Source organism: Acidobacteriota bacterium (assembly GCA_040752675.1).
Taxonomy (GTDB): Bacteria; Acidobacteriota; Polarisedimenticolia; order JBFMGF01; family JBFMGF01; genus JBFMGF01.
On sequence record JBFMGF010000059.1, the window covers coordinates 1 to 18,968 of the forward strand.

Annotated in this window: 16 protein-coding genes; 7 read left to right on the plus strand and 9 right to left on the minus strand. The window is 50.8% G+C overall.

Annotated features, from left to right (window positions below):
* Together AB1756_05770 and AB1756_05775 are read right to left on the minus strand one after the other, a co-directional pair.
* A partial coding sequence (locus AB1756_05770) for a response regulator (GenBank protein MEW5806835.1) occupies positions 1-338 on the minus strand: 338 nt, incomplete at its 3' end.
* Positions 339-438: 100 nt separating this feature from the next.
* The gene (locus AB1756_05775) at positions 439-1,734 is read right to left on the minus strand and encodes an ATP-binding protein (GenBank protein MEW5806836.1); all 1,296 of its coding nucleotides are present in this window, start codon (positions 1,732-1,734) and stop codon (positions 439-441) included.
* Between the two features lie 149 nt (positions 1,735-1,883).
* Here AB1756_05775 and AB1756_05780 point away from each other — a divergent pair, with 149 nt between their 5' ends.
* Positions 1,884-2,708: a carbon-nitrogen hydrolase family protein gene (locus AB1756_05780; protein ID MEW5806837.1), complete on the plus strand. Its 825-nt coding sequence runs from the start codon at positions 1,884-1,886 to the stop codon at positions 2,706-2,708.
* A 129-nt stretch (positions 2,709-2,837) separates the two neighbouring features.
* Complete coding sequence (locus AB1756_05785; protein MEW5806838.1) at positions 2,838-3,779, plus strand: aminopeptidase; 942 nt, start codon at positions 2,838-2,840, stop codon at positions 3,777-3,779.
* 30 nt (positions 3,780-3,809) lie between these two features.
* On the opposite strand, the gene AB1756_05790 is transcribed toward AB1756_05785, so the two are convergent.
* From AB1756_05790 to AB1756_05810, 5 genes are all read right to left on the minus strand, one after another.
* The gene (locus tag AB1756_05790; protein MEW5806839.1) at positions 3,810-5,906 is read right to left on the minus strand and encodes an oligopeptide transporter, OPT family; all 2,097 of its coding nucleotides are present in this window, start codon (positions 5,904-5,906) and stop codon (positions 3,810-3,812) included.
* Positions 5,907-6,107: 201 nt separating this feature from the next.
* The gene (locus tag AB1756_05795) at positions 6,108-6,926 is read right to left on the minus strand and encodes a PP2C family protein-serine/threonine phosphatase (GenBank protein MEW5806840.1); all 819 of its coding nucleotides are present in this window, start codon (positions 6,924-6,926) and stop codon (positions 6,108-6,110) included.
* Positions 6,927-6,931: 5 nt separating this feature from the next.
* Complete coding sequence (locus AB1756_05800; protein ID MEW5806841.1) at positions 6,932-8,110, minus strand: Xaa-Pro peptidase family protein; 1,179 nt, start codon at positions 8,108-8,110, stop codon at positions 6,932-6,934.
* Between the two features lie 100 nt (positions 8,111-8,210).
* Positions 8,211-9,734: an aromatic amino acid ammonia-lyase gene (locus AB1756_05805; GenBank protein MEW5806842.1), complete on the minus strand. Its 1,524-nt coding sequence runs from the start codon at positions 9,732-9,734 to the stop codon at positions 8,211-8,213.
* A gap of 156 nt (positions 9,735-9,890) precedes the next feature.
* On the minus strand, positions 9,891-10,406 hold the full coding sequence (locus AB1756_05810) for a nitroreductase family protein (protein MEW5806843.1): 516 nt from the start codon (positions 10,404-10,406) through the stop codon (positions 9,891-9,893).
* A 354-nt stretch (positions 10,407-10,760) separates the two neighbouring features.
* Between AB1756_05810 and AB1756_05815 the strand changes: the two genes are divergently transcribed.
* Positions 10,761-11,432 carry an HAD family hydrolase gene (locus AB1756_05815; protein MEW5806844.1) on the plus strand — a complete coding sequence of 224 codons (672 nt, stop codon included), beginning with the start codon at positions 10,761-10,763 and terminating at the stop codon, positions 11,430-11,432.
* A 121-nt stretch (positions 11,433-11,553) separates the two neighbouring features.
* Here AB1756_05815 and AB1756_05820 read toward each other — a convergent pair whose 3' ends face one another.
* The gene (locus AB1756_05820) at positions 11,554-12,366 is read right to left on the minus strand and encodes a transporter (protein MEW5806845.1); all 813 of its coding nucleotides are present in this window, start codon (positions 12,364-12,366) and stop codon (positions 11,554-11,556) included.
* Between the two features lie 124 nt (positions 12,367-12,490).
* Here AB1756_05820 and AB1756_05825 point away from each other — a divergent pair, with 124 nt between their 5' ends.
* From AB1756_05825 to AB1756_05835, 3 genes are read left to right on the plus strand one after another with little or no spacing between them, the layout of a single operon-like run.
* Positions 12,491-13,651, plus strand: coding sequence for a glycosyltransferase family 9 protein (locus AB1756_05825; GenBank protein MEW5806846.1), 1,161 nt, complete (start codon positions 12,491-12,493; stop codon positions 13,649-13,651).
* An 11-nt stretch (positions 13,652-13,662) separates the two neighbouring features.
* Complete coding sequence (locus AB1756_05830) at positions 13,663-14,406, plus strand: methyltransferase domain-containing protein (GenBank protein MEW5806847.1); 744 nt, start codon at positions 13,663-13,665, stop codon at positions 14,404-14,406.
* Positions 14,407-14,439: 33 nt separating this feature from the next.
* Positions 14,440-16,398 carry a tetratricopeptide repeat protein gene (locus tag AB1756_05835; GenBank protein ID MEW5806848.1) on the plus strand — a complete coding sequence of 653 codons (1,959 nt, stop codon included), beginning with the start codon at positions 14,440-14,442 and terminating at the stop codon, positions 16,396-16,398.
* A 76-nt stretch (positions 16,399-16,474) separates the two neighbouring features.
* On the opposite strand, the gene AB1756_05840 is transcribed toward AB1756_05835, so the two are convergent.
* Positions 16,475-17,980 carry a cupredoxin domain-containing protein gene (locus tag AB1756_05840; GenBank protein MEW5806849.1) on the minus strand — a complete coding sequence of 502 codons (1,506 nt, stop codon included), beginning with the start codon at positions 17,978-17,980 and terminating at the stop codon, positions 16,475-16,477.
* Between the two features lie 258 nt (positions 17,981-18,238).
* Here AB1756_05840 and AB1756_05845 point away from each other — a divergent pair, with 258 nt between their 5' ends.
* The gene (locus AB1756_05845) at positions 18,239-18,670 is read left to right on the plus strand and encodes a CoA-binding protein (protein MEW5806850.1); all 432 of its coding nucleotides are present in this window, start codon (positions 18,239-18,241) and stop codon (positions 18,668-18,670) included.
* The last annotated feature ends 298 nt before the right edge of the window (positions 18,671-18,968 follow it).

Sequence of the window (18,968 nt, forward strand, 5' to 3'; positions counted from 1 at the left end):
ATAATGAGATCGTCGTGGCTGAACGGCTTGTTGATGTAATCGTGGGCACCGAGCTTGATAGCTTCCACGGCGTTGCTGATGCTGCTATAGGCAGTCATCATGATGGTCATCGTGTCGGGATAACTTAATATGACACGCTTGAGGATCTCGATGCCATTCAGATCAGGGAGTCTGTAGTCAAGGAGGATAAGGTCAATTCCCTCTTCGCCGAGAAACGATAGAGCCTGTTCCCCTTTCTCGGCTTCGAGGACCTGATACCCCTCCTTCTGAAGGCGTTCCTTCAGTGTCATCCGTATGATCTTTTCGTCATCTACGATAAGGATTTTCTCGCTACCCACGCCTGATACCCGCTATGATCGCACTCATGTTAAATAGCTCATGCTTCCTTATCATAGAACATTCGAGGTATTAATGCACTACTCTTTATCCTGAAGGGGATCAGGGAAGGCAGATTGTGAAGGTCGTCCCTTTTCCTTCTTCGGTCTCGATCTTGATTTCGCCGCCGTGAGAAGCAACTATCTTCTTGACGATGGAAAGGCCGAGGCCCGTCCCCCTTGCCTTGGTCGTGAAAAAGGGTTTGAATATCTGATCCCTGATGTTTTCGGGAATCCCCGTTCCCGTGTCGGTGAAGGAGATGCAAGCCTTAGAATCCCTTTCATAGGTCCGGATGGTGAGCGTTCCATGATGATTCATCGCCTGCATGGAGTTCAACCCCACATTGAAGAGAACCTGTTCAATCTGCTGATGGTCGGCTCTCCGGGATGACAGGTTTTCAGAGAGCCGTGTTTCAATTTTGAGATTTTCTCCAGCGGGATCTTCCTTCAGGACTATGAAGACCCTGTTGACGATATCGTTGATATTGCATTCCTCTTTAACTGGAGCCTTGGGCTTGGCAAAGACAAGCAGGTCTTTGATCGTCCTGTCGAGCCTGTCGATCTGATGGATGCTCTCTTCGGTCATCTCCCGCTTGGGATCCCCATAGGGGAAGGAATCGACGATGATCTCGCTTGCGCTTCTGATGCCTGCGAGAGGATTCTTTATCTCATGGGCGATGCTGGCGGCGAGCTCGCCAACGGCGGCCAGCCTCTCCGATTCTATGAGCTTGGTTTCCATTTCCTTCAGCTTTGTTATATCTCTGACTATGGCCGAGCTTCCGATGGGATTTCCACTTTTGTCCCGCAACGCCGTTCTCGTGATGGCTACACAGATCTTACGGCCATCCTTTCTTATCCTTTCTGTGATGAGAGACTTAACGTATCCTTTTGCGCTGACCTCCCTGGAGATCATCTCCAGTTCCTGGCTTTTCAGCAGATGCTCGGGGAGAAGCTTTTCAAAGCCCTTTCCCAGCATCTCTTTTTCAGAATATCCGTAGATCTGCTCGGCAGCTTTGTTCCATGAAGTGACCTTTCCGTTGAGGTCCATTCCGATAATGGCTTCCGCAGCATCGTTGATTATCGTGTAAAGATAATCCTTAACCTTCTCCAGTTCCTCTGTTTTCTTCCGGATCTCCTCTTCATAGTTTCTTCGGTACCGGATGGCGAGCCAGGCAACAAGCGAAGCCATGGCCAGAGACGAGATAACCGCTCTGATTCCGTAGAAGAGGTGTGTGTAGAAGACTGGAAGATCCCTCAGGTTAAATAGGATGTGCTGCAGGTAAAACCATAGAGAGAGGAGCAGGGAGATCGTGATAAGGGGAAGCACGATGAAGTGCCACAGCCTGATCCTTTTAAGCATCAAGAGGCTCTTCCTTTCCCAGCCATTTTCTTGATTTGAAAATATACCATCAAAGCGGGGTAGCATCAACGCCGCAAACTCCAGTAAAAAATGAATTGTGTCAGGATGTTGAAAAAGGTAAAATTATCAAGAAAATGAGGAGCTTTTTTATGATCAAGGTTGCTGCCATTCAGATGAACTCCACAGATAAAAGAGACCTGAACATCGAAAAGGCGGAAAGATTTATCAAGCAGGCTTCCTCCGGAGGAGCAGAGCTCATTGCACTTCCGGAATACTTCTCGTATCTGAGCTCCGAAGGAGAAGAGATTCCCTATGCCGAACCGATCGGCGGAGAGTTGATAGAAAGAATGAGGAATCTGGCAAAGGACCTCGGGATCTTCCTGCTATGCGGCAGCATTCCGGAGAAGATCAAGAGAAGCAAGAAGATTTACAATACGAGCGTCCTGATCGATCCGAAAGGGAAGAGCATAGGCGTTTACAGAAAGATCCACCTGTTTAACATCAACATTAAGGGGAAGGCAGCCTTTCAGGAATCCAACTACTATGAGGGGGGAAAGGACGTCGTACTCGTGAAGACGGATAAGGGAAAATGGGGGATGACCATCTGTTACGATCTGCGATTTCCGGAGTTGTTTAGGAGCCTGACCCTGAAGGGTGCGGAGATCATCTTCGTTCCTTCTGCCTTCACCTCCTATACCGGGATGTTCCACTGGATGGCGCTCCTGAGAGCAAGAGCTATTGAGAATCAGGTTTACATCGTGGCACCAGCCCAGGCGGGTAGGCACAGCGAGAAAAGGTCGAGCTATGGGCACAGCGCCATCATCGATCCCTGGGGAAAGGTCGTAGCTCTCCTTCAGGATGGGGAAGGAGTCGTTACAGCCAGACTTGACTTTCAGTACCTGAAGAGAGTGAGGAACAGCTTCCCCTGCCTGGAGCATATCACCCGTAAACTCATCCCCCGTCGCTGGCACTGAATGGAAAGCGGTAGGTTACCATCCGACTTGATGAAGAAACAGTGAAGTATTTTAAAAAGCTTGCTGCTCCGCTTTGAAAATCAGCGCTGTGGTCATAGGCAATATTACCTTGGAGAAAGGAGAAGGAGAATGGATAAACTTTTGAGTGCCGCGAAGAAGGCGATTATGAATGTTTTGAAAATCAAGAAAGGCGAGAAGGTCCTTCTCGTGACCGATAGGCAGAAGATGCCTGTGGCGGAAGCGCTGGCGTTCTGGTGCAAGAAGGCAGGGGCAGAGACAACGACCTACCTGATGACTGAAACACTGCGGCCAATTACGGAGCCGACGAAGCTGTTCGAGGAGATGATAAAAAAGGTAACCGTCACGATGTACATGCTCGATTCAAGGATCCAGGAGAAACCTTTCCGCTACTTCATGGTCAGGAACGGCTCCAGGTATGGAAGGATCTGTATGATGCCGGGTATCACGGTGGACATGATGGAGCGGCTCGTCAACATTGACTTCAAGCAGATGGACGATCTCTCCAGGAAGGTGATCAGGAAGATGACCGACGCGAAAGTGGTCCATGTGACCAATCCTCTAGGAACCGACATCAGATTCAGCCTGGAAGGAAGAAGGTGGGAAAACGACAACGGAAATATCAGCAAGAAGGGAAAGCATGGCAATCTCCCCGCCGGGGAGTGCTACACTGCCCCAGTCGAGGATTCCTTCACCGGCAGGATAGTCATGAGCCTCATCGATGATAAGGTCGGTTGGGGAGAGATGGAGTTCAAAGCTGGAAAGCTCGTGAGATTCAAGGGGAAAGGAATCGAAGCCGTGGTCAAGAATATCGGGAGCGATGAATCAGGCAGGATAGTCGGAGAGTTTGGCATCGGGACAAACAGGGGAGCGAAGATCTGCAAGAACATGCTCGAGGCTGAGAAGGCCTTCGGGACCTGCCACTTCGCCATCGGCGATTCCTATGGGCTCGGGAAGAACAAGAGCAAGCACCACTACGATGCCCTCGTCGAGAAGGTGACCATCACTTCAGACAGCAGATATATCCTCCAGAACGGCAAATTCCTTATCTAGCACCTGACCGTAATTTTATACAGAGCTTGACTATTCTTTGGCAGCGTGCTTTGAGTAATAATAGACGAAAACGCAGATGACTATGAGCATGATCAGACCGATCCACTGACCCCAGTGCTGATAATAGGCACGTGGCACATCTTCTACCAGTTTTTGCATTGTTTCTCCTCCGATGGTCCGAGTCTGCCATGTGTAGTTCATGCCTATGCTGATGTACTGGAGTATCCTCTCCTTTAGCCAGTCAAGATTGAGGACTGCGCCGAGCATTCCCATTAACGCTCCGCCAGCAATGAAGCCGGATGTGATGAGGATACCCGTGTCTCTTCTCGCATCGCTGACATCTTTCTTCTTGCTGCTCGTCTCGACCAGCCAGGCCAGGAATCCACCGACGAAAAGTGGCGTGGTGAGCTGGATCGGGAGGTACATTCCGAGGGCGAAGGGAAGGGGAGGCACTTTGCTCATCTCGAGTATCACGGCGATGAGAGCGCCGATTCCGTAAAGCAGCCAGGGCTGCTGCTGGTTCGGATCCATCAGGCTCTGGATGATGGTTGCCATCAGGTTCCCCTGCGGAGCCGGCACATTCGGATTGGGAACGAGAGCACCACCCTCCATGATGGCAAATCCGTAAGCCTTGTTGATGACGAGGATGGCAAGGCTCACGCATAAGGCAGAGACTACAGTCCCTAAGAACTTCCACCTCTGCTGATTCTGAGGTGTGGCGCCAAGCCAGTAGCCGATCTTTAGATCCGTGATGAATCCCCCGGCCATGGAGAGCGCCGTGCAGACGACACAGCCCATGATGAGCGCAATGATCATCCCCTTGGTTCCGGATCCTTCAGGAATGATCATGGAGAGAATGAGGCTCGTGATGATGAGGGTGATGAGCGTCATACCGGAAACGGGGTTCGTTCCGACGATGGCAATAGCCCTTGCCGCCACGGTAGTGAAGAGGAAAGCGAGGATAACCACGATGATCAGCCCGACGATAGCAACGGAAAACGCCTTGGTTACAAATGTAAAGAAGACGAGTATGGATAGCAGGAAGATGCCGACCAGGGAGATTATCAATTTCATGGAGATATCTCTATCCGTTCTTATCGTTGCGCCAGCATGCGATGTGCCGAACATTTCTTTGAATCCAACTGCAAACGAGGAGACGATGATCTTTGCCGATTTGATGATGCCGATAATCCCGGCGCAGGCAATGGCGCCGATCCCGATCTTCTGGACATATGCGGAGAAGATCTCCCTCTCGGTCATCATGGCGATGGCTTTCGTTCCCGGAGCGATGATGGTATCGCCAAGGTGTTGTCCGAAGAAGAAAACGGCCGGCACGAAGATAAGAAAGGAGAGGAAGCTTCCCGCCACTATAATCGAGGAGTATCTCAGGCCGATGATGTAGCCGAGCCCGAGGATGGCGGTCAGCGCATCCAGTTTGAGAACCATCCGGTACTTCTCGGCGAGGAATTGCCCTAACCCCGCGAAGATCTTCTTCGATTCCAGGTGAAAGTTCCAGCCGTAAAGGACATCGGCGATAAAATCATAGATGCCGCCGATGACCATGCTCCAGACGAGAACTTTCGCCTGGGCTCCCCCCGTTTCGCCGGTAACCAGGATCTCAGTCGTAGCCGTCGCTTCCGGGAATGGGAGCCTCCCGTGCTCTTCGACGCAGAAGTACCTCCTCAGCGGGATGAGGAAGAGGATCCCGATGCTGCCGCCGAGGAAAGCGGAGAGGAACGTCTCCAGAAGCGAGATATCCTTATCCATCCCCAGTATGTAGAAAGCGGGAATGACGAAGATCCCTCCTGCCACGACTACTCCGGAAGCCGCACCTATGGACTGGATGATGACATTCTCGAGGATTGTGTTCTTTCTTGCAAAGATGTTGGATAGCCCGACGGCGAGGATGGCAATCGGTATGGCGGCCTCGAATACCTGTCCGACCTTCAATCCCAGGTAAGCAGCGGAAAAGGAAAATATGACGGCCATCAAGACGCCGAAGAGGACGGAACGATTAGTTATCTCCGGCACGAGCTTCTCAGCGGGAACGACCGGGATGTATCTTTCGCCAGGCTTCAGTTCAGTATAGGCATTCGGTGGAAGAACTTTCTTATTGGACGGCTCCATAAGACCTCCCTTCAAGACTGATCATCATTGAAAACTTATCATCATTGAGGACTGGACATCGTTTCGCTTCTTATCTTATTTATGAATCTCATTGTGGATCTTATCCGTTCAACCCGCGCTTCTTTCCTCCTGGTCAAGAGCCTCCTATATACTATACAAATCCCCCCGCATGCAAGAACAACTTTTCCAATTGAAATTCTTTCAGAGCTGGCGGATGGCCATGATGGTAAGATCGTCTTTCGCTGTTGCCTGACCACGAAAAGTTCTGAGATCCCCAAGGCAGATCGCAACGAGTTTCTCTGGCGGCAATGCTTGATTCTTGTCTACCAGTTTGGCAAGACGCTCTCTTCCGTATTCTGTGCCGCTTGAGTTTTGCACCTCAGTAAGACCATCACTGAAAAGGAGAATTGTGTCTCCCTCGGCTAACTGTAATTTGATAGGAGAGAATTGCTGATCACAAAAGATACCTACTGGAAGGCCTGCTGCTTTCACATCTGATACGTTTCCATTCTGGATCAATAAGGGTGGAAGATGCCCTGCATTGCATATTTCCACTTGCCCTGAGCCTTCCGCTCTCCCACATACGAGAGTGGCATACTGTGTGGGCAGAGTGCTCTCGCAGAAGACGCGACTTGCCCGCTCCATCAGCTGATGGAGTGGTAAGCCCACAGAAATGAGGCTGCGAAACATCGCATGCAGATGAACCATGAGCATTGACGCTGCAACACCTTTCCCCGAAACATCTCCCAGGATAAAGTAGAGAGCTTCATCGTCTGACGTCACCAGATCGCAATAATCGCCACTGACAAAACCAGATGGCTCATAGTAGTAAGCAACCTCCCATCCGCTATATTGGAAATCCTTCTTCGGGAGGAGTCCCCTTTGGATCTGCGATGCCAGCTCTAAATCTTCCTCGAGAGCACGCTGCTGAGAGGGCGTCAGATGATCCAGGCACAATTGAATGACATGACATTGATATCCATAGCCATTGCCATCTCCTTTTTCAATAATATCAATCATCCATTTTATTTGATCAGCCAGAGGTCTTTCTGGGGGTGGGAGAGGAATTCGCAGCCGTCCTTCGTGACGACGATTACCTCTTCCATCGTGGCGATCCCGTGCCCCTGGCAGGTCACGCGGGGTTCCAGCGTGTAGACCTGACCTTCCTCGACTTTCTCGAAGGGAAGCGTGCCGTACCTTTCCCACCTCGGGCAGAGAAGCCCTGCGCCGTCGTGGGCTTTCCTTCCTATCTGGTGTCCGAGGGCATGGGGATACCCTTCGTACCCGAGCGATGTGATATGACTTCTCGCTACATCGTCCACCTGCCACCCTTCCACACCGGGCTTGATGAACTCGGCAGCCTTCTGGATGGCGTCCCGGACAGCATGGAAGGCCTTCAGAACTTCCGACGGAATTTCCTTTTCTCCCTCCCTCAGAAAGTACCAGGTTCTCTGCATGTCAGAACAGAAATCGTTCTTCCGGATGCCGAAGTCGATGTTCATGATGTGCCCCTTCTCCGTTTTCCTCTCCGTCGGCCCGAAGTGCGCCCCAGCAGTTTCCGGTCCGCTGAAAACGGAAGGACAATGGCCGGGATCCCAGGCAAGTTCGACTCCGGCTTTTTTTGCCTGATCGACGAGGAAAGCTGCGATCTCCGCTTCCGTCTGTCCGGCTTTCAGGAAGGATGTGACCTGATCGAACATCACTTCAGTCAAGCTGCAGACCGCACGGATCCTCTGAAGCTCTGCGGGCGATTTTCGCCCCCTCAGGGCGGAGATGATCTTTTCAGAAGAGATGATCCTGTCCGCAAAGGGAGAGCCTTCCAGATATTCTTTCAGCATGAGATACATCCCATGCGTCAGCCCGTCCGACATGACGTCGTTTTTCGAAAAGTTTATAGCTATTTTGTTGGGGTTAATCTTATCGATTGTTTCCAGGAGCGGTTCCCTGATCGAGCCGACATAGCCGATGACTTCCAAGTACAGTCCCTTGGATTCAATGTTCGCCTTGTCGAGGCTTCCGACGATGGCGATAGTCTTCCCCTGAGCCGTGATGATAAAGGCCGAGGCCCAGGTGCAGGAGGTCCCGAGAATGAGATCGATTGCTGGATCGTGGTTCGTTTCACTCTCCCTCAGGAAGATCAGCCACATATCCACATCTTTCTCACGCAGGATCCCGATTGCCTGCTGAATTTTTTCTTTGTACATGCTTCTTCTCCTCGGTAGATGCTTCCATCTAATCATTCACCGATAGATTTAACCGGCACACGTTTACTGCGACGATCATGGAATTCACTGTAGAAGAGAGCTAATCCAGGCTGCCGAGAGTCTTTTCGACCTCTTCGAGAATCTCGCACCGCTTGACCAGGGCTTTCATCGCGTCGTGGTCAGGATAGAGGGGACGATCCTCGTCAAGATGCTTCACGTACCTGCGGATGACGGTCCTGGCAGCCTGAACACCGCGCCCGGGGGTGAACTCGCGGAAATCGAGACCCTGCGCCGCTGCCATGAACTCTATCCCGAGGATGCCGTATGCGTTATCCAGGATCTGATCGTTCTTGATGGCGGTGTTCATCCCCATCGAAACGAAATCTTCCTGATCTGCGGCAGCGGAGATTGAGCCGATGCTGGCAGGAGCGGAGAGAATCCTCTGTTCCACGATGAGCATATCCGCCGTATACTGGCTTAGCATCATCCCGGAAAACATCCCGGCCCCTTTCGTCAGGAATGCGGGCAGACCCTGGCTCAAGGCAGGATTCGTCAGGCGGTTGAGTCGCCGCTCCGAGAGGACGCAGACCATGGTGATGGCGGCACCCGCCATATCCATGGGAATAGATACCGGAGAGCCCTGAAAATTGGCGCCGGTGAGGGTCAATTTGTGCTCGGGCAGGAAGATCGGATTATCGCCAACGCCGTTCAGTTCGATCTCTACCTGGCTCCTGGCCCAGGCGATAGCATCGTGAGCGGCGCCAATGACCTGCGGCGATGAACGCATTGAATAGGCGTCCTGAACTTTCGTCTTGATTTTGCCTGAGAGAAGATCGCTTCCCTCGATGCACTTCATGATGGTTCTGGCGCTTCGCACCGCTCCCCTGAAGCCGCGCACCTCGTGCAGGCGCACGTCGTAAGGCTTCATATTGGCGTAGAGTGCCTCGAGGGTCATCGCACAGGCAATCTCTGATTGCTTGAGCCACCGGTTCATGTCGTAAAGATGGATGGCACTCATAGCGGTTAGAAGATTGGAGCCGTTGATGATGGCAAGACCATCGCGTGCGTGCAGGCCAGGAATGAGAATGCCGGCTCGATCCATTGCTTCCTTTCCTGGCAGGCGCTTCCCTTGATAGAAAGCTTCTCCTTCCCCCATGAGGAGCAGGGCGATCTGCGACATGGGCGCCAGATCTCCGCAGGCCCCGACAGAACCCTTCTGACAGACAACCGGGGTGACTTCCTTGTTCAGCATCTCCACCAGCGTTAGAGTGATCTCGGGACGACAACCCGATTTTCCATGGGCGTGAACGTTGACCCGGCTCGCCATGGCACCGCGAACATACTCGACCGGCGCCGGCTCACCGATCCCCGCTGCATGATTGTAAATAAGATATCGCTGAAACTGCTGCACCTGCTCATCGGTCAGGATCACCTCCGACAGCTCACCAATCCCAGTGTTGATCCCGTACATGATCTCCCGGGCTTTGATCTTGTCTTCCAGCATGCGGCGGCACTCCCTGATCCGTTCCAGCGCGCCAGGATGAAGCTCCACCTTTTCGCCATGCCGGGCGATGCGGACCAGTTTTTCGGCCGTCAGTCCGGTTCCATCAAGAATGATCGTCATGTAGCTCTCCTTCCAAACCCCTCGGTATTGTCGAGGCTCCATGAAAATCCATGAAGCTCCTTCTTGTGATTGTAGCTTCGCTTCCTTTGAGGCTTCAGTTTAGCGAATAAACCCGGACTTGACAAGGTGCCCAGCGGACAGAGGCAGAACAAAACATCACACCCAGCGTTCGTACCTTACGATCTCTTTCAGCGGCAAGCGGTGTTTCCTGACCGGGCAGGGATCCTTGGGATAACCGATCGGCAATAGTTCCACGACGCGGATGTGCGCCGGGATTCCAAGGAGCTTTTTCACCGGTTCTTCATAGAAGGCACCGATCCAGCAAGTCCCGAGCCCTTCGGCTACGGCGCACAAGGTGATGTGATCTATGGCGATGGCGACGTCGATGGGGTAGCAGAGTTGACCGCACGCCATCACATGGTTGTCGGTTTCAGCACAGCAGACGAAGATGACGGGGGCCTCTGCGACGAACCTCTGTTTGCAGGAAGCATCCGCCAGCGCTTTCCTCGTCGCCGCATCTCGTACGACGACGAATCTCCATTCCTGCCGGTTGCTTGCCGATGGTGCCAGACGAGCCGCTTCAAGAAGCCGTGTGATCACTTCTTCCGGCACATCTTTCGGCTGAAAATAACGAACGCTCTTGCGCAATTTTATGATTTCATAAATATCCAACTTCAGCCTCCTTGATATCCGCTTCAATCGCCGACACAACTTTACTCACATCGCTTGAGCTGGTTGATTGCCTCATGATCTACCTGCCACCCGCATATCCGTCCAACGTATAGCGAACCTGAAAGATAGCCCAATGAATGGGCGATAAGAAGCTAGGTATCTGATAACCAATGTTTTGAATCTTACATCTATCTATCCAGTAATGCAATAATTTCTATAGTGTGCAAATTATGCTTCCAGGATATATTCCAGAATGTCAGTCATTGACCTTTGCGGGTTTTTTGGCTATTTTAACGTTTACAAAAAATGATGGAAACAAGGCATTTTGAAAATCTCAAGAGACTGGACCATATCATGTATATCTTTTTCGATGCGGGGGGGACGCTCATCGACCTTGATTATTCCTATCTGAGGAAGCTCCTCAGGGCGAAAGGGAATGAGACGGATGAGTCGCTCTTAGCCTTTGCAGAGGGGAAGGCGCGTGCCTGGGTAGACAGGACTCTCCGGGGTAGCGACAAGAAGCCGGTCGACCTGTGGAAGTCCTATTTCAATATCATTTTCCGCGAGGCGGGAGCCGAGGATGGCTCCATGGAAGATGTCATTGAACATCTATGGGAAAGGAACGCCGAAGAGGGTTTGTGGAAGACTCCCATTCGCGGCGTCATGGAGATCCTCGATGAGCTGAAAAACCGCGGATTCCCGATGTCTGTCATCAGTAACGCTCACGGGAGAGTAGCCAACGACCTCAGGGATGCTGGTTTAGTCTCTTACTTCGAATACATTTTTGATTCCCACTGGATGGGCGTCGAGAAACCCAATCCGGAGATCTTCCGACAAGCCATGAAGAAAGTCCATGCCACCCCTTCAGAATCTCTCTATGTGGGGGATGTCTATGCCATTGATATTGTAGGAGCCAAGAGTGCCGGGATGGATGCCTTCCTCATCGACCGATATTCACTAGTCGATGATGTTGATTGCCCGAAAATCAAACATATCTCGGATCTTCTTGATATTCTCACCAAGTAAATTTTTCTTAACAGATATTTTGCTAGGTGAATTCTTTTCGAGAGATATTTCGCCGATTGAATCCTGCTCAAGAGATCCGGGTCCACAAGAATGTAAAGACCTGGAAGCCAATGATCCCGGATCAGAATGTGTAGACGTAGGAGGCAATAATCTCGAAGTCCGGGGCACCATCGGCAAGCCCGAGACCTATGCCGCCGCGGATGACGGTGTTCTTAAAAGCGTTGAACTGGATCCCGGGCGTCACCCTGATGTCGGCATCCATGTCATCGTAACGTTCCGTCTCGATGTTGAGCTCTCCGGTAAATGCCAGGGTATCCGAGAAGGGATAGATGATCCCTCCGCCGAGGATGAAGGATGTTTTCGCATCCAGATCGATCTCCAGGATCGTGGCATCCCTGTTGAGCCTGAAGCCGAACACTCCGGCGATGGTAAAATCTTTCATGCTTTTTCTTCCGCTGCCGAAAAGTTCCACATTGAATTTACCCGCTCCTCTTCCTTCATCTTCATCTCCGGTGGGCAGGGTGGCCACGGCGCCAAGCGTGAAATCTGCCGGGTCTTTCACGATGCGGTACTTCACATAGATGTCGGTATCTGCAATTCCGCTGCTGCTGTCATCACCTTTGAACTTCCAATCATAATCGATGTTTTCAATGGAAAGAATTGCCCCGACCTCGAGGTCATCTTTGAGCGAGAAAGCAACGATGGGGGAAAGAACGAAAGTATCGCTGTCGGGGATATTGGCCGACCTGTACTGGCCATCACTGATGAAGCGGATCTGGGCTTCCCACCACTGTGTCGGAACGATGGCAGCATCTTCAGGAAAGAGTTGGATCAAGCGGTACCGGGTCTTCTCCTCTGCCAGAGAGAATGCTGAAAACAGAAAAGCAGCAATCAGGATGAAACCTAAAAAGCAACCTTTTAAATGACTTTTCATTGCGCTTCCTCCAAAGTATATTTAAAGTTCCTGATAATTTTAATCTATTGTTGCAGTATGTCAACCAAATAGACGCAATTCATAAATAGATATTCTAGGAGATTTTTGCTAACATCATAAAACCATGAATGAAAAGAAGATAGGATTCATCAAGGGGCTGGACAGGGTCTGCGGTTCTCTCCTGTGCAATTTTATCTCGCTCTTCGTGCGGATGTCTTCTCGAAGCTCCTCCTCCGTTCCAATCGCAAAGGGTGATTATCCTCATATCCGGAAAATCCTGGTCATCAGGCCGGGAGGGATCGGGGATACCGTCCTCTTCTACCCGCTGCTACACCATCTGAAGGCGGAATTTCCCGGAGCTGAACTCCACATCCTTGCAGAGAAGAGAAACAGTGGCGTCCTCAATGCGAATCACGTCGCGACTAAAGTACTCCTGTATGACAGGTTCAGCACGTTCGATCTTTTTAAAGTGGTGGCTGAAGGATATAACCTCGTCATCGATACGGAGCAGTACCACAACCTCTCGGCTATCGTCGCATTCCTGACCGCATCGAAGTACCGCTGCGGATTCGACACCGGTAAGAGGGGGACTCTCTTCACCCATCGAGCCCCCTATAGCCAGGAAATCTATGAGATCTATTCTTTTCTGAATCTCTTCTCCGTGCTGACTGGGAAAGAGACGACCTTTGGCAGGGATGAGCCTTTTTACCCGGTAGATGATCAACACATCCGCTGGGCAAGAGAAAGATTGAAGAGATTCGGTTCTGAAAATCTTTCTTCAGGGAGGATGGTCGTCATCTCTCCTGGAGCCAGTATTCCAGAGCGTAAGTGGGGAGCAGTAAAATTTGCATCGCTGGCTAAGTGGCTCGTATCTGAAGGCATGCGCGTTGTCATCGTCGGCGGGAAGGAAGACATGGATGATGCTGCCATCATTGAGAGGGAAGTTGCGGGAGACAGAGTCCTCAATCTTGCGGGGCAGACATCCCTTCCCCAGACGGCTGGCATCGTTTCAATGGCTGATATCTACATCAGCAGCGACACAGGGATCCTTCACATAGCATATGGTGTCGGTACGCCAACAGTCCATCTCTTCGGTCCGGGGATCCTTGAGAAATGGGCTCCGGTCGGGAGGCGGTATCTTGCCATCACCAAGAGCCTGGAGTGTTCTCCCTGCACGCAGTACGGTTACACGCCTCCCTGTCCAAGGGATGCCGAATGCATGAGACTCATCACCGTGGAAGATGTGAAGGAAGCCATCACAAGAGTCCTGAACATGAGAGAATGATGCGAGAAGGGATGGCAAGATATACAGAGGAGTTCTATGAGGAGATCTACCCTTCGGGAGAGCTGAGGCGGTTCAGTGTCAACTGGTGGTCTGTGCGGTTTTACGCTCTCCTCGTGCAGAGGAGTCTGAAAAAGATTGGCATAGAGGGGAGACAACCAAGGGTATTCGATGCAGGGTGCGGATTACCCTTCATTCTCGCACGACTCGAGAAGGGCTGTGAGACGTGGGGCATGGACATTTCGGAATATGCCATTGAAAGGGGAAGACTGATCGCGCCTCGCTCGAAGCTCTTCAAGGGGGATATCGAAGAGGGAATCCCGGAAAGCATCTCGAGGAACTACTTCGATCTTGTCATCTCCAAGTACATCTTCGAGCACTTGAAGGAGCCTGAGGAGGCGATACGTCGCTGCTGCGATCTGCTTGCTCATGGAGGAAGGATCATCATCTCTGTTCCCAACATGGAATCTCCCATGAGGTATCTCAAGAAGGAAGACTGGTTTGCCGTTAAGGACAAAACGCATGTTTCCCTTCTTGCCCCCGCGGAGTGGCTGGCTATTGTTAGACGGAGCGGGATGAAGGTGGAAAGATCTTTCTCGGATGGGTTCTGGGATGTCCCGTATGTTAAGTTCCTCCCGTGCTGGCTCCAGTATCCCATCTTCTCGCTGCCATGCGCCGTCGAGGTCCTTCTGGCATATCCGATCCTGCCACCGAAATGGGGAGAGAACATTATAATTATTGCATCAAAGGTGCATTAACCGGCTGAAAGCCACCTTGTAATTTCGAGGGATATGAATAAGAAATTGCTGAGCTTCCTGTGGATCATCCCGGCGCTGGCTGCGTTTGGAGTTTATTATAACGCTCTCTCCAATGGCTTCATCTGGGATGATCCTATTGTTCTGAAGAACCAGTTGAGCGCCTTCCGCTCCATCAAAGACGTCTTCTTCCCGCCGTCAGGTATCCCGCAGTTCGGCATCCATTATTACAGGCCGCTCATTATCCTTTCCTTTCTCATCGATAAGAAGCTGTGGGGAAGTTCCATTGATGCTGCCTTCGGATTTCATCTCTCCGTCATCATCTTCCATGTCATCATCACTGTTCTTGTCTTCTTCCTCGTGAGGCGGATCCTCAAAGGAAGTAAGTACGGCTCCCTGGCGGCGCTAGTGGCATCCCTTCTCTTTGCCGTTCATCCCATCCATACGGAATCAGTCTCCTGGATGGCGGGTCGCTCGGATGTTCTGACAGCATTATTCTTCTTCATCTCGCTCTGGTTCTACATGAAGCATCTCGAAACAAACGATCGGCTCTGGCTCTCGAAGCATACCGGTTCTGTTTCGTCTCTCCATAGAAAGGGGCAGAATGCCAAAATGCTTGGTGATGGGAGAAGCATGGCTTTTCTTCTCCTTTCAGTGCTAGCATTTCTTATTTCGGCGTTCGCCAAGGAGACAGCACTTTCACTCATCCTGCTCCTTCCCGTCATCGACCTGGCATTCTCTTCAAGATTGGTTCACCTGATCGATGCAATCAGCCAGGGGGAGGACAGAAAGAGGAAAGGAGAAAAAAGCAAGAAGAAAAAGCAAAGGTATGCCGGTGACATGGTAAGAAAGATCTCCTGGTGGAGTCAGTTCCAGTTCAAGAGCTACATCGCATTCGTCGGGGCTGCCGTCGTTTATTTCCTGATGAGAAATTCTGCGTTGAAGGAGCCTACCAGGAGGCCGTTTCAGTCGGACGTCCTCCTTGAACTGCCCAGGAATTTTATCAACTCTTATGGTTTCTATCTTGAGAAGCTTTTCTTTCCGGTAAATCTGAAGGCCTACATACCGGAAGTGCCGTCAGGTATCGTGTTCACGCTTCTCAGCATTGTCGTCCTGGTGGCGCTGATTGTTCTGGCTCTATGGGCTCTGTCAAAGAATAGAAAGACCATCTTCTTTGCGATTGCGTTCTTCCTGCTCACGCTCCTTCCATCCATCATGGTGGCCGTCATAAAGGTCTCCGAAACTCCTCTTGCAGAGCGGTATCTATACATACCTTCTTTTGCATTTTCCCTCATGGCAGGCATTCTCGCCCTTTACGTTCCTCTGAAGTTGAAAGGATCGACCATGCTCAGAAAAGCCATGTCGGTCATCATCGTCATGGTCCTGGTGGCCGTTACTGCCGTTTATTCGGTTCAGACTGTCTGCAGAAATCCCGTCTGGAAGGATGATGTCCTGTTCTGGGAGGACATCGTCCGCAAGCTGCCCGATGAAGGGCTTCCACATCTGAATCTCGGTCTTGCGTACAACGAAACGGACAGAGAGAAGGAAGCAGAGCAAGAATACATCAAAGCCATCAAGGCCAATTACGATGAGGAGGGAAGGTCGACCGCCTACAATAATCTCGGAAACATTTACATGGGCAGGGAAGAGTTTGACAGGGCGGAGGAGTGCTTCAAGACTGCCATCACCATAAGACAGAACTATGCCACTCCCTATTACAGCACTGCGCTGAACTACTGGAAGAAATTCAACAGTGCCAGGAGGAAGGGTGAGCAACCTGATATAAAGCTTCCGCAAATGGCCATCGAGTATCTCAATCAAGCCCTCAAGCTAAATCCTCAGTACCTCAAGGCGCATGGTCTGCTCGGAAGTATCTATTTTGCATATGGAAAGCACGATCTGGCGAGGAAACATCTCGAGACTGTCCTCCAGTATGAACAGGAAGGGGGCACGGCCGAAGCCGCCCGCAAAATCCTTGAAAAGATTCCCAGATGACTATGCGACGTGATGGAAAAACTTTACTATAGAGACTCTTATCTGAAAGAGTTCGAGGCGGAAATCGTCGAGAGTCTTACTCGACGATGATGACCCCTTTCATCTTGAAACAGCGATCCCCGCATGGATGAGAACAGTCAAAGGGATATTCCCCTTTTTCCTTCCCCTCGATTTCGATCTCTGCAGGTTTATCCCTGAATACCTTAACGTTGATCCCCAATTTCTTGCACCGGAATCCATGCGTATCATCGAGAGTGTAAATGATCAACTTGACTCTTTCTCCCTGCTTGATCTTGATCTCGTCCGGAGTGAATTTGAACTTTTCCGAATAGACTTTGATCGTCCTCATCACCTGCTGTTCCTGCTTTTCCGGTTGCTTCACTACGATCTTGGGCCCGGCCACCTCTCCCCCGTTGATGGAGAGTTCAGCTCGGGCGATGGTGTGCAGAGTTTTGAGATCGCTTTCATCGATCTTCAACCTTCTAAGGAGTGAATCGGGTGCCAGTTTGTATTGCAGGTTTGCCGTGATTTTTGCGATGTTGAGCTCCGACGGCAGCATGTATGTCAACTCTTTCTGCTCCCTGGCTTTCAATCGTGAATCGAGGGCAACTTTTGTCGCCTTCCAGCTAAATGTGGGCTCCCCAGTTTCGTCGGTGAGTATCCTTGCGAAAACAGCTTGCTGATCCTCGGCCACAGGATCGTCCTTCCAGTTTGTCCAGAGCTCTTTGCCGTCAGGATCGTAAGCATAAAGCTTCAGGAAGATCATTCTGAGTGGAGAGGCCGTGGGAAGATCATGTCCGGTGCCTGTGTTTGTCACGGCGACGATCAGTTTCCTTCCCGATTCCGAATCTTCCGTTCTAATGTCCACGCGAGCCGCCTTGGTCAGGATACCGGTGTCATGACCGCCAAAGAAATTATGAAGGTGGATATTCTCCCGATCGGGTCCGGTCGGCGCCGCTTTTCCCGGAACGGCAGGCATGTGACACTCCTGACAGGTCATCTTCTTCTGAGCATACCAGCTTCCCGACCATTCCACGTCGGTCGAACAGATCTCCAGGCCTGAAGGATTCTTCATGGAGGAGTGACATTTGAAACAGAAATCCGATTTTGCGTAAATCTCTGAAAATTCGCTCTTATGTGCTTCCGTTGAGGAGTCGGTAAAAGGCCCGTATTTTGTATCACCCGGCGAGGAGACGATGTTGAAATACTCTCCCTCCCGCTTTTCTCCCTTCAGCGTATGGCAGTAATCGCAGGTGATTCCTTCCTCTGAGATATCTCTTTTCAGATTCAGGTCGTTGAGGGCAACGGCGATCGGCGCATGACAGGAGAGGCATTTATCCCTCATGGTCCCTCTGGATTCTTCCATGGCGATGTCGAAGATCTTCGTGAAGAGGATGTTCTTGCTGTTGACGCTCCTGGCATGCATGGATGCATACCATGCCCAGTACTGAAGGTCATGGCATTTCCGGCATTCCGAGGACCCGGAAAAGACTTTCTCTGCCGGCACGGCATCTCTTGAGAGCGCTGGGGTGATGAAACATAAAAGAGCGATAAATATGGGAAGATAGAATTTTCTCCTCATATTTGGCCTCCGATTTTACCAATTCTACCATCTTAAATTTTCTCCGCAACCTTCGTCTTCTTCCATTAAGGATTCAAAAGGAGGCATGGAACTGTTTGCGCAGGAACTTCCTCAGATCCTTCTTGATCTTTTCCGTAGGGCAATCGGAAGGAAACTTCTTGCATAGCTCAATTGTCTTTCAAAAGATCTGTCTTCTTTCCCGCTCATCCGCATAGATTTTTGTCAAGATGCAAATTTTATTGTAACATGGTGACTTTTATGAAAACGAAACCTGCCAGCCTCTCTGAAAATGAGAGAAAGGAGATCCTCTCCAGTTACAGAAGAGTGGCCGTCGTTGGTTTGTCGGCGGATGAATCGAGGGATAGCAACCGTGTTGCAAAGTTCCTCCAGGACAACGGGTTCGATATCATCCCGGTGAACCCCAGCTATCGCGAGATCCTTGGGAAGAAGTGCTATCCGCGACTCGTTGATGTTGATGGCAACGTGGAGATTGTGGATATCTTCAGGAAGAGCGAGGCCGTTGGCGAGATCGTAGAGGAGGCGATACGGATCGGGGCAAAGGTAGTATGGATGCAGGAAGGAGTCATCAATGAGGATGCGGCAAGGAGGGCCAGGGAGGCGGGATTGAAAGTCGTCATGGATCGTTGTATCAAGAAAGAATATGCCGAATTGTTTCCATCCGGGTTATAGAGTAGATCGAACCTTTTAACGGAAATTATGGCAAGAATAAAAATGGTGGGAAGCGCAGGCAGAGAAAGGAAGGGAAACTCCGCTTTTCATCATTGACCGATATGATGTTCGCTTCCCACCAATATTGGTATCTAATTTTTCTTGATCTTTATGCTGAGGTTTATCTTACCTCCTGTATTCCATCCATAGGTCGAAACAACATATCAATTTGTGATATTTTTCCCAAATTTCCTATCTTAAAAACTTCCGGCTTAAGAAAATACCTGAAAACTAATGCAAAGGTAGCAAAATTACCACT